General features: G+C 42.2%; 12 protein-coding genes and 1 pseudogene. 8 read left to right on the top strand and 5 right to left on the bottom strand.

Features of this window, described 5'->3' with window-relative positions; genetic code table 11:
- A pseudogene (locus BGL89_RS08435) lies at positions 1-237 on the top strand (Rpn family recombination-promoting nuclease/putative transposase); the annotation flags it as partial.
- A gap of 267 nt (positions 238-504) precedes the next feature.
- Here BGL89_RS08435 and BGL89_RS08430 read toward each other — a convergent pair.
- The 3 genes from BGL89_RS08430 to BGL89_RS08420 all read right to left on the bottom strand — a co-directional run bounded on the left by BGL89_RS08430 (position 505) and on the right by BGL89_RS08420 (position 5,828).
- A complete protein-coding gene (locus BGL89_RS08430) occupies positions 505-1,506 on the bottom strand; it encodes a pentapeptide repeat-containing protein (protein ID WP_286825327.1) in 1,002 nt (333 codons plus the stop codon).
- Between the two features lie 549 nt (positions 1,507-2,055).
- A complete protein-coding gene (locus BGL89_RS08425; protein ID WP_286825326.1) occupies positions 2,056-3,567 on the bottom strand; it encodes a glycosyltransferase family 39 protein in 1,512 nt (503 codons plus the stop codon).
- A gap of 23 nt (positions 3,568-3,590) precedes the next feature.
- Positions 3,591-5,828 carry a sensor histidine kinase gene (locus BGL89_RS08420; protein ID WP_286825325.1) on the bottom strand — a complete coding sequence of 746 codons (2,238 nt, stop codon included), beginning with the start codon at positions 5,826-5,828 and terminating at the stop codon, positions 3,591-3,593.
- Between the two features lie 283 nt (positions 5,829-6,111).
- On the opposite strand from BGL89_RS08420, the gene BGL89_RS08415 reads away from it, so the two are divergent.
- Positions 6,112-6,744: a response regulator gene (locus BGL89_RS08415; RefSeq protein WP_286825324.1), complete on the top strand. Its 633-nt coding sequence runs from the start codon at positions 6,112-6,114 to the stop codon at positions 6,742-6,744.
- Between the two features lie 118 nt (positions 6,745-6,862).
- Positions 6,863-7,615: a Uma2 family endonuclease gene (locus BGL89_RS08410; RefSeq protein WP_286825323.1), complete on the top strand. Its 753-nt coding sequence runs from the start codon at positions 6,863-6,865 to the stop codon at positions 7,613-7,615.
- Positions 7,616-7,694: 79 nt separating this feature from the next.
- On the opposite strand, the gene BGL89_RS08405 is transcribed toward BGL89_RS08410, so the two are convergent.
- Positions 7,695-8,759, bottom strand: coding sequence for a pentapeptide repeat-containing protein (locus tag BGL89_RS08405; RefSeq protein ID WP_286825329.1), 1,065 nt, complete (start codon positions 8,757-8,759; stop codon positions 7,695-7,697).
- Between the two features lie 163 nt (positions 8,760-8,922).
- Positions 8,923-9,816 carry a ferritin-like domain-containing protein gene (locus tag BGL89_RS08400; protein WP_286825322.1) on the bottom strand — a complete coding sequence of 298 codons (894 nt, stop codon included), beginning with the start codon at positions 9,814-9,816 and terminating at the stop codon, positions 8,923-8,925.
- Between the two features lie 279 nt (positions 9,817-10,095).
- Here BGL89_RS08400 and BGL89_RS08395 point away from each other — a divergent pair, with 279 nt between their 5' ends.
- The 5 genes from BGL89_RS08395 to BGL89_RS08375 form a co-directional block, all read left to right on the top strand.
- Positions 10,096-10,419 carry a hypothetical protein gene (locus BGL89_RS08395; protein WP_286825321.1) on the top strand — a complete coding sequence of 108 codons (324 nt, stop codon included), beginning with the start codon at positions 10,096-10,098 and terminating at the stop codon, positions 10,417-10,419.
- A gap of 7 nt (positions 10,420-10,426) precedes the next feature.
- Entirely contained in the window at positions 10,427-11,038 is a 612-nt protein-coding gene (locus tag BGL89_RS08390; protein ID WP_286825320.1) for a class II aldolase/adducin family protein, read from the top strand.
- 106 nt (positions 11,039-11,144) lie between these two features.
- A complete protein-coding gene (locus tag BGL89_RS08385) occupies positions 11,145-11,348 on the top strand; it encodes a hypothetical protein (RefSeq protein WP_286825319.1) in 204 nt (67 codons plus the stop codon).
- A 169-nt stretch (positions 11,349-11,517) separates the two neighbouring features.
- Positions 11,518-12,933 (top strand): argininosuccinate lyase, encoded by a 1,416-nt coding sequence (gene argH / locus BGL89_RS08380; protein ID WP_286825318.1) that lies wholly within the window; start codon positions 11,518-11,520, stop codon positions 12,931-12,933.
- A 57-nt stretch (positions 12,934-12,990) separates the two neighbouring features.
- Positions 12,991-13,147, top strand: a 157-nt coding sequence (locus BGL89_RS08375; RefSeq protein WP_286825328.1) for a helix-turn-helix domain-containing protein, incomplete at its 3' end; no start/stop codon positions are given.

The following is a 13,147-nucleotide window of genomic DNA, read 5'->3' as shown; positions in this document are numbered from 1 at the left end:
GAAACTATGTTTAGTTTAGATGAATTAAAACAAACTCAGTATTTTCAAGATGTGCGCGAGGAAGCGCGTCAGGAAGGTCGTGAGCAAGGCATTGAGCAAGGCATTGAGCAAGGCAGACTAAACAAGGCATTAGAGGCGGTCTCTCGTTTGTTAGCCTTAGGGTTAAGTGTTGAGCAAGTCGCATCCGCCTTAGAATTAGAGGTTGAACAGGTTAGAGCTATACAAAACGGGACATAATCGCCTTTTTCCCTAGCCAAAAAGGAAGGCGTTTAAGCCTTCCTTACACTATAGTTGGGGTTGGCTGAATAAATATAAAAACCTTGTTGGATAAGGCTTTTGGACTTTTTTCCCCTCAAAAAGTGCCTTAGCTAGGAGTGATTGGGGGGAAAATTCAGGTACTTTTTGCCTGAAAATTAGGTAATTGACCACCTGAAAATCGCTAAAACCCTACACCCCACACCCCACACCCTACCCCCACGAAAAACTTTTTGCCGCAAACCCTATTTAGGAAAGGAGATTACCGCAACTACCGTTAGGAAGAATAGTTTCTTCGAGGGAAGCAGAAAGAAGATTATTTTCGGTTAAAATCGCCCCAATTAAGTTAGCTTGTTTGAGATTAGCTCGTTTAAGATTGCTTCCCACTAAATAACTCAAGAGTAATCCCGCTTGGTGTAGATTAGCACCAGAAAGGTTAGCGGAGGCTAAATTAGCACCGAGCAGATTACAACCGGTTAAGTTAGCCTGGCGAAAATTGGCTTTATTAGCGTCAGTTTTGCTTAAATCGGCTCCGGTTAAGTTAGCTCCCTCAAAATCGCTACAATTGAGGTTAGCTCCCGTCAGATTAGCACCTTCGAGGTTAGCATAACGTAAATCCGCCCCCCGTAAATCCGCCCCGCGCAAATCGGCATAGCTGAGGTCGGCGTATTGAAGATGGCAGTTTTCCAGATTAGCTTGATAGAGATAGGCTCGAATTAGGTTAGCCTCTTTTAAGTTAGCATGGCTAAGATTAGCAGAGCTAAGAATAGCACGAGTGAGAATAGCCCGTTTTAGGTTAGCTTTCCCCGCCATGGCATGGGTTAAAGTGGCTGAGGTGAGATTAGCCGCTTCGAGATTCGCTTTGAACAGTTGAGCAAAAAGTAAGCTACTGTGAATTAAACAGGCAGAACTTAAATCAGCCTTTTTGAGAACAGTATTACTCAAAATTGCGCCGCTTAGGTTACTTTGGCGCAAATTTGCCCCAGAAAGGTCGGCTTTAGTCAGGTTAGCATCGATAAGACAAGCTTTGCTTAAATTGACTTCTTCGAGGGCAGCGTCCTTGAAATTAGCGTTAATTAAACAAGCTTCGGCTAAATTGGCTCGTTTTAAGTAACTATGACTTAGGTTAATCTGGTTTAAACACTGTCTCTTTAAATTAACTCCGCTAAGTCTGACTTCCGCAAAGTTGCGTTCTCCTCGATTATACAGTTCGATTAGATGTTCACGATTGGTTAAGGCATTGCTACTCATAAAATAACTAAATTGTTCTGGAAGCTGATTTCCAGAGAATTGGTTGGGGAAAATTACTGATCATGAAGTCGATCCCTAGGATTAGTACAGGGAGCGACTGGGAATTTTTGCGAATAAATAGAAATTTTCAACCAATTACGGGCTTAAAATCCCTATTGGCAATCACTAAAACCGGTAAAGAACGAAAAGAATCGGGGTTCAATACCAAAAACAGTCTCTACCTAAACCCGCCACTTGTTGCCAGCCAGGTCTAGGCATTAAATTAGAGAAGTCTTGTGCGTCAGTTTTTCTGACTGAATCTACTGCCTCGCCGATGTCTTGACTCGGTATCATACAGTTGAATTTGTTAGGTCTGCTTAGTCAGTCCGATAGCCAAGAGGCTAAAACTCTTAATCACCAGATTTCGGGGACTCTCCAGTTGAGCAAGCATAAAACTTTGTAAAAGTCAATCCCTCTTAGGGATGAACTGCCCAATTCTATTCCCTGAAGCCTTGGTTTATCTAGTCTATCAGGTTGTGGTCTGTTTTGGCAAGAGGGGTCAATGGTTTTTTAATCAATTCGCCAAAAGGCTTGATTTTCCGTAGGGGATAATTGTATAGACCAGTCATCTAAATATTGTCTGAGACTAGGGGAAGGATTGAGGAGATAAATATCGGTAAATTGATTTTTTAAGGATGGGATGGAAACTTTAGGGTTCGACTGAACAAATAAATACTTTGTCTTAGCATCAGTAGTATGGATAAGGGGCAAGGTATCTAACCAATGTTCTGAAATAATTAGAGGTTTTTGACTGCGATTAATCATTGTATAAGCGTTGGGAATATTACTACCATAGCCCACATATCTAGTTGCCGGCGGTGGATAGGGAATTTTGGCAATTAATCCGAAAACTAGCAATAATATTAAGAGAATTTTTGCCCAGCCTTGGCGCTGCTGTAATCCGTTGCTTAGTAAAAAGGTAACTGCCAGCAACATACCGAGAAAACTCGGTAAGTAAAATCTGCCCACAGCCGTGTAGCGAAATCCTCTGATTAGATCCCACGCTAAAAGAGAGAAAAAGGGGATAATTGTCAGGAGAATAATCAGGGTAAAAACTTTTTTATCGGCTTTTTTGCCCAGATAAATAAAGGAGATGATGACGAGGATAATTAGGCAGTATTCAATAATAGGGTTGATGGTGGGATTGGCTAAACTAAAATTATAAAATAAACGAGCGATCATTATTACCCATCTTTGCCAAAGTACCTCTAGGGGTAAACTGCCTTTTGACCATCCAAAGATAGTAAATCGACCAGTAAAAATCCGGGTTAACCAAATTGAATAAATCCACAGAGAAGCAAGTAAGCTGATGCTATAGTATTTTTGGGTTAAAGAGTTAAAAGAATTCAGCTGCAACAGAAAATATAGGCTATGGACTACTAGAACAAAGATAAAGAAAACATGGGTATATAAACCAGCGATTAGGGATAAACTATAGAAAAACCAATCTTTTTTCGGTTGCGAGGAATCAATAGCTTTGAGAAATAACCAGCTAGAAAGTATCGAACAGAAAACATATAGTCCGTATTCCCAAATTCCTAGAGCATAACCAGTAAAACGAGGGGAAAAGAAGATAAGTGTAGTGGCGATTAAAGCGGCGTTTTTATTTTTAAATAAAGTCAAAGCCAAATGGTAAAAACTCCATAAAATGCCAAGCCAAATAATTACCGAAAATCCTCTTAAGACCAGATAAGAATTGCCCGATAACCTTGCTAAAAACCAGAGGAAACTATAATAGAGAGGTAGATCGTAATTCGAGCTAGTATAAAGAGAGGCTAAGGTATCAGGAAAACCTTTCACGGAATTAACCCCTTGAAATTGCCAGAGTTGTTCTGTAGATTTAATTTGTCCATCGAACAGATAGTTAATTAACTGTTCGGGTGTGTAACCAGAAAGATGGAGTAAGACCAAAGATTCATCGTGCCAAACATAACTATAGTAGGCGAGATGGACAAAATAGAAAATATTGAAAATAATCAATAAACCTAAAGCAAATCTAACCCCAGATTGACGAGTAAGCATAATTATCTCGATCCTGTTAAAAATCACTGATTACTGTTGACTAACTCCTGCTTAATCACTCTAGAATTTTGATGGGTAAGGGGTAAAGTAAACCAAAACTGTGAGCCAACCCGCGGGGTACTTTTTACCCCAATTCTCCCAGAGTGAGCCTCGATTATTTGCCGACATTGGTAGGAACCTAAACCGATTCCCGTTAGGTGTTGATTATGAAGATTTCTTACATATAAATGGAAAAGATGTTGACATTGTTCCTCATCCATGCCAATGCCATTATCGCTTAAAGTGCAGTAGAGCATATCTTGGTCAATACGAGCATCTAAAGCTAATTGAATCGGTGGAGGATTATGTTTTAAGGCATTATTTAATAATTGTTCAAAAACACTTCTTAGCTGACAAGGATCAGCATCAATAGCGGGTAAGTCATCGGGGAGAAGATTAATAAAAGTAGCTTGGTATAAATCAAAATCTTTCTGCCAATCTTTGAGCCAAATTTCCACCTGTTCTTTTAAAGATAGAGGTTGACGATGCAAGATTAAAGGCCGTTCTTCAGCAAAATGATTTTCTGATAAAGCATTAATTAAAGTTAATTGTCGATCGCAACTACGCACCACCTGATCGAGCATTGCTCGCGAGATAGTTACTTTTTCTGTTTGCCGACACTGTAAATTTTTTAATAACATCACTAATCCCATAATCGAAGTGCGAAGATCGTGGGATACTGCCTGTAAAAAAACCGTTTTCATTTCGTATAAACGCTGAATTTCCCGGACTTTTTCCCGCAGTTCCAAGGTTCTTGCTGCCACTTCCCGTTCTAAATTATTATTCAAGCTTTGCACCCTCTGATATAGTTGCGCTTGGCCGATAGCAATACAAACTTGGGTGGCTAACTGTTCTAATAATTTGACCTCGCTTTTTTGCCAATGACGAGGATGGGAATATTGATGGACAACTAAAGCACCTAAATGTTGATTATTAACCGTTAGAGGTAAAACTAAAGAGGATTTAACTTGCAGGTATTCGTAATAACCCTTGAGAGTCGGCAGAGTTTGCACCTTAGCGGTATTATCAGCAATAATTAACTTATCTAAAGAAAATAATTGTCCCAATTCTTCGAGTAATTCTGGTTCAGGAAACCAACCCATCAGCGAGGGAATCTCGGGACGACGGGACTCAGCGATTACCTTGGACCAACCCCGCTCTTGACAGTGACCGATATAGACTTGATCGACATCGAGAAAATGTCTGATTTCCTCAACAATGGTATTTAAAACCTGATCTATATCTAAAGATTGATGGACTTTTAAAGCAACTTGTGTTAGTAAATGTTCTCGTTCTAAAGTTTCATTTAAAGCTCGATCGATCTGTTGTCTTTCGCTAATCGCCGCCGATAAAAACAGAGAAGTTGACATGACAATAACTAAAAAGATTTGTAAGATCAAGACACCTCTGGTATAATCGGGAGCCTGTAGGATAAAAGGGCTGATTCCCTTGGCCAATCCCATCAAAGCTAAAATAGATACTAAAAAATTCGCTATTACCGCTCCCCAAGTCTGAAAACGCATGGCGGCCCAAACCACAAAAGGAAAAGGCAGATATTCGAGGTACTGCACCATACTCCAATCGGGGTTAAGAAAATCCTGTTGATCACCAAAAACCACGGAAGTCACCACCGTTAGCAAACTCAGACAAAGTAAGGCCTCACCAAGGCGTTGGGGTTGCCTTGGTTCCCGCAGGGAGTGACGATGGAAGGAAAAACGCAACAGCAGCGGCGTGGTCATTAATATACCCGTACTATCTCCGAGCCAGATAATGCCCCAAGACTGTCCAAATTGCCGCCAATCCCAAGTATTTAGCCAACTACGGGCAAAAGTATCGATAGTGGCATTGACTGCCGAGGCTAATAAAGCCGCTAAAAATACCAGTAAAAGGATATCGCGAATGCGCTGTAAAGTGGCGGAAAATCTCAGATAATGCAAGAATTGCGCCCCTAACAGAGCCGATAAACTGCTACCGAGTGCCGAAAATAGAGCTATGGGCCAACTGGCCGCTAAAAAGAAGGTAAGAAGCAAATCCCCGATAAAAACCCCTAAAACTAGCCTTTTTCCCCCTAAAAAAACCGCAGTTAAGCCAATACCAGCACTCATCCAAATCGGAGCAGGTCGCGAGCCTAAATTTAAGCAGAGATAGCCTAGCCAACCAACACCCAGATAAACTAGGGCAACAAGCACAATTTTAGACCGATCTGATGAAATCCGTAGCATTTTCAGTTATCAGTTATCAGTTATCAGTTATCAGTCATCAGTTATCAGTTATCAGATTTGAGTTCTAAGTGAGCAGTATGTATTAAGCTGGCAGTATTAAATAGTAGTTTCTCACTGTCTTTTCACTGATTACTGTTTACTGGTCACTGGTCACTGGTCACTGGTCACTGGTCACTGGTCACTGGTCACTGTTAATCTATCTCCAGATTGCCTAAACTAGGAGTAGTTCTGCCTCATGCAGATGGGTGAAAACCGTACATTTTCCCGTTAGGAATCAAAGATCATGCGGATTTTAATTGTTGAAGACGATCCTTTAATGCAGTTAGGTTTAGAACAAGCGCTCGGTGAACAGCCGGATTTTGAGATTGTCGGTCAAGCTAGTGATGGTCTAGCGGGGGTACAATTAGCCCTATCCCTGCGGCCGGATTTAGTGGTCATGGACATCGGTTTACCCCGTCTCGATGGCATTGCGGCAACTAAACAGATTAAGGAGGGTTTAGCTAATGTTCATGTGGTCATGCTCACTTCCCACACTCTCCCACAGGAAGTGATCGCAGCTCTGGCTAGTGGTGCTGATGCCTATTGTATCAAGGGAGCGAGTCTCGATCGCCTTTTGGCCGCCATTGAAGCAGCTAAGGACGGAGCCACCTATTTAGACCCCCAAATTGCCCGTTTAGTCATGGATAATCTCAAGCCGCCGGCAGTGCAACCTAATCCCAATCTAGCACTTTTATCGGAGCGAGAAATGGAGGTTTTAAAGTTAATTGTTGAGGGCAAAAGTAATGCTGAAATCGCCGAACAACTTTATTTAAGTACCAATACGATTAAAACCCATGTGCGGGGCATTATGAATAAATTGGCCGTGGACGACCGAGTACAAGCGGCGGTAATTGCCCTGCGTTCTGGTATTGTTTAAGGGGAAAATGGCGATTTACTAACAAGAATATTCTACCTCAATTGCTACTGCTACAATTGCTCAAAAAATCCCTTCAATCATTTATAATAAGTTCTCGACCTATCTCTGTTGGAAAACCATGACTATCGCTGAAAGCTTACCCCTAGTCGAGTCTCATGTAAACCCTGAGATAATCTTCCCACAAGGCCAATTTTGGAGTGATGAACCACCCTTGGAAAGTAACCTACATCTACAACAAATTATTTTACTAATTCAGTGTTTAGAATGGTGGTGGCGCGAGCGAGAAGATTATTTTGCCACCGGCAATTTAACTATCTATTACAGTCCCAACCAGAAAAAGTCAGAATTCTTCCGTGGTCCTGATTTTTTCGTCGTTTTGGGGACAAATTCCAACCCCAACCGCAGAAGTTGGGTAGTTTGGCGAGAAGAGGGCAAATATCCCAATTTAATTCTCGAAATTCTCTCCGATAGTACCGCCAAAGTTGACCGAGAGGAGAAAAAACAAATTTATCAAGATATATTTCGCACTCCCGATTATTTTTGGTTTGACCCAGAAAGCCTAGAATTTCAAGGATTTACCCTAATTAGCGGTCAATATCAACCGATTACCCCCAATGCCCAGGGATGGCTCTGGAGTCAACAATTAGGCTTATATTTGGGTTTATCTGCCAATAAATTGCGCTATTTTACCCCCGAAGGTGAATTAGTACCCACTCCCGCAGAAGCGGCACAACAGGCAGAAAATCGGGCTGTAGAGGCAGAAAATCGGGTTTTAGAGGCAGAAAACCAAGTCCAGCAAGAAAAGCAAAAAGCGGCGAAATTAGCGGCTAAACTGCGGGAATTAGGCATAGATACCGAGGAAAATCTCTAATCTTCTTTTGTTATTCAATAACGCTATTTTCGGTGAGCGGTGAGCGGATTTAGTAGCATCTTAGAGGCTTAATAGTTGACTAATCGCAGAAAGCTCCGCGCAAGCGTAAGTTTTCCCGCAATTCCTCGGTCATACCCACATTATCGGCAAACTTTGCCCCCTTCACTTTTGCTCCGCTAAAATTCGCTTGAGTGATGTTGACTTCAACCAAATTAGCTCCTTCTAAATTGGAGCCGATTAAATTAGCTAAAGCCAAACTAGAACGGTAAAAATCAGCATAACTTAAATCGGCATTAGCTAATAAGGCTCCGCTTAAATCCGCTCCTTTAAAACTAGCATGACTGCCATTAATTTCGCTTAAATCAGCATCGGTTAAATTGGCCCCGCGCAGATTAGCTTGATAGAGATTGGCCATACCTAAAGATATACCACTTAATTCCGCTGCTAGGAGATTTGCCCCAGTAAAATCCCTTAGGGGATCGAGTTCAGCTAATTGGGCCAGTTCGAGAAAATCATCACTAACAGAAGCATAAATTCCCTCGATTTGTGCTGGCAATTTCTCTAAATTTTCTGATGCTGCTGGTTTCGGTTCAACTAGAACAGTATCTAATTCTACTTGCGATGACCCCAAAGAAATACGACTCAAAAAAGCATCAAATTGATTTTCCATCAGGAAAAATGCTAACTTTCGCTCTAAAATACTATGTTTATTGGGGCTTATATCGTGTTTCCATAATCCCGATGTTTCCGTGATACAGATATCAGAATCTGTCACCGAAAATTGCACCGTGAGATGATAAGGTTCTTCCTCCACACTCACGGTTCCTAGGTTAATCCTTTTGATCGCTCCTGTAAATATTGACTGAGGACTTTTGAACGATAACCGCCATTGATGATTATTAATACGATTTATGTATAACTCTTGACTAGAAAGAGGATTTGGTGTTAGGTGACAATTAACTAAAACAAAATCTAATTTTCCTCCTTTCAGTCCCCATTTCATTTCCCCGCCGAGGAGAGATTGAATTTGAGCTTGTAGGTGTAAAGTTAAATATAAATCAAATTTTTGCGAGTCGGTGGCTACTGGTTCTAGGGTTAAAGATACACTATCGGGATAGCGATCAAAGGCAGCTAAAAGACGCATAATCCAAAAGAGAAAAGCCAAAATAAACAGTAAAAAAGTGGTGTTTCTCCGGCCCTAAAGCCGAGAACTCACCCCTATTTAAAACAATAGCCGATTTTCTCGATCCTCGATGAACATTTCTTCGGCGATCGCTGAACGATTGCCCCTGAAAATCAAGGTTAAATTAGTTGACTTTCTCTTTTTTGCCGATATTGTCGTCCGCATTAAAAAACATCGGCAAAAAGCGTTCCATAAACATTTGTGGATCACGATTCCAGGCTTTTTGAGCCGCTTCTACCCGGAATAATTGTAATTTCGGGTCGAGAAGGGATTGGGGTAAACGTTCCATCAGATATTGAGGACGTTCCCAAAGCGGCATAGTGGCGGCGATTTCCATTAAATGACCGACGCGGCGCAATTCTGCCCCCAGGGTGATATCCATACCCGATTCATAGGCGGCCTGTTCGATCGCTGAGTATTTGGCCTTAGCTTTTTCGACTTTTTGCCGATGTTCGGGGCTTTTTTGGGCAATTTTGGCTAACCAACGATTGCCCCAACGCACATGACCCGCTTCTTCAGGAAAGATTTTGGCGATCGTTTCCTGAATTTTCAGATTTTCTGGGGTTTGTTCCCCTGCTTTGAGGGCATAGATATGGGCGGCAAAGTATTCGCATCCCCGTTTTTCCGTGACGTTAATTGCCGCTAGGGCCGCAATCAGTCCATCTTCCCTTTGTTCTTCGCCTTGGAATTGATCTTGATCGAGAAGACGTTCAAATTCGTCGATATAGGACAACCCCGGCGGTTTCCCCACATCGGCCCCCAATTCGATCAATAAATCGGTTAACCAGTAGGCATGGCGGGCCTCATCGGCGACGTGGTGGGAAAGCTCCTGTATCAGTTCTTTCGGTTGTCCGTCTAAGGTTTCGATCAGTTCGGTCAGGTCTTTACAGCTACGTTGTTCGTTGTAGCGGTAGCGGTTGAGGGTGACAAGATGAATTTCGCGATCGCTAATGACACGCTTCATGATGTCGCGAGCGCTCATCGTCTTCTTGAATTTGCGAGGGTAAGCAACGGTCATGAGTTTGTATCGTTTTGTAAACGGCTTCCCGTATTCTAACGGAGTTTTTTCCCAATCTGGCAAGGGAGCGGCAAGTGGCAAGCTTTTTTCAGTGATCAGTAAACAGTAATCAGTGACCAGTGAAAGATAAGCTGCCCGCGCATTTAAATTGCTTGTTGAGATGAGACACTCTTTACTGTTGGCTCTTGCAAGAGTAAAGAGATTGGGGGGAGATTCGGCTAATCTAAGAATAAGCGGTTAAAATGCGTCTTAGCTTATCGAGGAAAACTAGAATTGTCTATGAACACATTTACTCCCCATCAAATTGTTAGTTTATTCTGCAAAAATCGAACTTTATACGGAGAAGTAATTCAGGTGATCGAAAGTCGTTCGGCTCTTTGGGTGCGTCCTCTTTGGTTAATTTTAGCCAGCAATTTTGAGACAATTGATGTGCGGGAAGGTTCCGATTTAATCCTGCCGATGGAATTATTTAAACCCGCCTTAGACACGGAAGTTTTACCCCTATTCTCCCAAGTCATTAAAGATAATTATATCACTAATATTTCCTATCCTCTCCAGGACTTTGTGCGGAAAGTGTGTCAAAATTATCCCGAATATTTTTGAAAAATATATGATTGATGAAGGTTGCGTTAAATACAATTGTACTTGGATTCCTGACCGTCCCTTAGCAAGCTCAGAGATTGCAGAATTAAATTATTGGCGCAATCGCCTCTATCAACTGGGATTAATCGGTCAATACGATAACGGAATCGGTTTTGGTAATGTGAGTCAACGAGGGAAAATAGACAAAGAAATTATTATTTCTGGCACTAACACTGGGGGAATCCCAGTATTAAATGAATCCCATTACACCACAGTTATAGACTACGATTGGAGAGAAAATCGGGTCACTTGTCGGGGAACAATTGCCGCTTCTTCGGAAACTCTCACCCATGGAGCAATTTATGAAGCGAATCCCCAGATTAATGGGGTGATTCATATTCATCATCGCCCCCTGTGGCAAAATTTGATGTATCGAGTGCCGACCACTCAAGAAAATATTGCCTATGGAACCCCAGAAATGGCCGCAGAAATTATCCGTTTATGTCAAGAAGATCGTCTAGAGGAGCAACAAATTTTAGTGATGAGTGGTCATGAAGAAGGAATTATCGCCTTTGGTCAAGATATAGCAAAAGCGGGCAATTTATTATTATCCTATTACCAGCAATTTCAATCATCTTGAAAGTGACCTCCTCTCCAACTCACCACCAGGGAGACAAAAGTGGTTTTTATTGAGTCGTTTTCATGTTAACTTGTTCTGTAGATTTTCGTCTTTGAGGAATTCTATCGTGATCGACATCTTCCATCATCTATCTGTCTCGATCGACTTTTCGCCTCTTACCAATGTCTTGATGACTATTTCGGATCAAGACGTGGATATCATCGGGAATGTCCAGAAATCCTTCTCAAATTTCGTCAAAACTGGGCAAGCATGGGCCTTATTAATCGGGTTGATTGTCGGTTATCTGTTTCGAGGTTTTACTTCTTATTAGCTTTTCGCCTATCAGCCTTCAGCCAGAGTGAGCAATTCTTGCTATTCTTATGCTTGTAGAGTTGGAGATTTTTCTAACCTGAAGCGGTAATGCTATCAGCACCGGATTATCCCTAAAAACTGCCCAGCATATTTTGGTTAACTTTATCCACAATAATCTAACGAAAACAGTGACAGCAAAGAAAACTTGGAGCGATCGCTTTGAAGGTAGTCTCCATCCTACGATCGTAGAATTTAACGCCAGTATTGGCTTTGATATCGAATTAATCGAGTATGATCTCACCGGATCGATCGCTCACGCTAAAATGCTCGCCTATACGGGTATTATCACCCCCGCAGAAGCTGATCGTCTCGTCTCTGGATTGGAACAAATTCGTCAAGAATACCGCACCGGCAACTTTAACCCTGGCATCGATCAAGAGGACGTGCATTTTGCCGTGGAACGTCGTTTAACCGAGATCGTGGGAGATGTGGGCAAAAAACTGCACACGGCCCGTTCGCGAAACGATCAGGTAGGAACGGATATTCGTCTGTATCTTAGACAACAAATCGATGATATTAGGCAAGAAATTCGCAATTTTCAGCAAGCTTTAGTCAATCACGCTGAAAACCATCTGGAAACCCTGATCCCCGGTTATACCCACCTGCAGCGCGCCCAACCGATTAGTTTAGCCCATCATCTCCTAGCTTATTTTCAAATGGCCGAACGGGATCACCAAAGATTAGGAGAAATTCGCGCCAGGACTAATATTTCGCCCCTAGGATGTGGCGCTTTAGCGGGGACGACTTTTCCGATCGATCGTCATTACAGCGCCAATTTACTCGATTTTGAGCAGGTGTACAACAATAGTCTCGATGGAGTTAGCGATCGAGATTTTGCCATTGAATTCATGACGGCCGCTAGTCTGATTATGGTACACCTGAGCCGTTTGAGCGAAGAAATGATTCTCTGGTCTTCCCAAGAATTTAGTTTTATCACTCTCACCGATAGTTGTGCCACGGGATCTAGCATTATGCCCCAGAAAAAAAATCCCGACGTTCCCGAATTGGTGCGCGGCAAAACAGGGCGGGTTTTTGGGCATTTACAGGCGTTATTGACCTTAATGAAGGGTTTACCCCTGGCCTATAACAAAGACTTGCAGGAGGACAAGGAGGCGTTATTTGATGGCGTTAAAACCGTGCGGATTTGTTTGCAAGCGATGACGGTACTTTTAGCCACCGGGATTCAATTTAAAACTGACCGATTAGCTAACGCGGTGGCGGAAGATTTTTCTAATGCAACGGATGTGGCGGATTATTTAGCCAGCAAGGGCATTCCCTTCCGAGAAGCTTATAATTTAGTCGGGAAAGTCGTTAAAAGCAGTTTAGCAGCGGGTAAGTTATTAAAAGATTTAACCCTGACGGAATGGCAAGAATTACATCCAGCTTTTGAGGCCGATATCTACGACGCGATCGCTCCTCGTCAGGTGGTAGCGGCCCGTAATAGCTATGGTGGCACAGGTTTTGAACAAGTGCGATCGGCTTTAATTCAAGCTAAAGCCATTCTCGATCATCGAAAATTTGCGTCTGAAACCCCGCCGTTTTAGGTTGGCTTTACTGTTAAATACTAGCGCATTTACACGATATATGCTAGAATGTGAGATATGGAGAAAGCCTATTCGTTTCGATTTTACCCCACACCAACACAAGAGTCGCTATTGCGGCGCACATTGGGCTGTGTAAGATTAGTTTACAATAAAGCTCTCCATCTCAGAACACAAGCTTGGTATGAAAGACAAGAAAGAGTAGGATATACTGAAA

The sequence above is a fragment of the Microcystis sp. LSC13-02 genome (assembly GCA_002282935.1).
In the GTDB taxonomy this organism is placed as follows: Bacteria; Cyanobacteriota; Cyanobacteriia; order Cyanobacteriales; family Microcystaceae; genus Microcystis.
The sequence above is the reverse complement of the archived record's forward strand: the minus strand, read 5'-3'. Positions and strand labels throughout refer to the sequence as shown.

Bases quoted from the DNA above. Each gene is read 5' to 3' on its own strand.
- BGL89_RS08410 (WP_286825323.1), top strand. From the start codon at position 6,863: ATGACTATCGCTGAAAGCTTACCCCTAGTCGAGTCTCATGTAAACCCT.
- BGL89_RS08425 (WP_286825326.1), bottom strand. From the start codon at position 3,567: ATGCTTACTCGTCAATCTGGGGTTAGATTTGCTTTAGGTTTATTGATT.
- BGL89_RS08415 (WP_286825324.1), top strand. From the start codon at position 6,112: ATGCGGATTTTAATTGTTGAAGACGATCCTTTAATGCAGTTAGGTTTA.
- BGL89_RS08400 (WP_286825322.1), bottom strand. From the start codon at position 9,816: ATGACCGTTGCTTACCCTCGCAAATTCAAGAAGACGATGAGCGCTCGC.
- BGL89_RS08430 (WP_286825327.1), bottom strand. From the start codon at position 1,506: ATGAGTAGCAATGCCTTAACCAATCGTGAACATCTAATCGAACTGTAT.
- BGL89_RS08395 (WP_286825321.1), top strand. From the start codon at position 10,096: ATGAACACATTTACTCCCCATCAAATTGTTAGTTTATTCTGCAAAAAT.
- BGL89_RS08390 (WP_286825320.1), top strand. From the start codon at position 10,427: ATGATTGATGAAGGTTGCGTTAAATACAATTGTACTTGGATTCCTGAC.
- BGL89_RS08405 (WP_286825329.1), bottom strand. From the start codon at position 8,759: ATGCGTCTTTTAGCTGCCTTTGATCGCTATCCCGATAGTGTATCTTTA.
- BGL89_RS08420 (WP_286825325.1), bottom strand. From the start codon at position 5,828: ATGCTACGGATTTCATCAGATCGGTCTAAAATTGTGCTTGTTGCCCTA.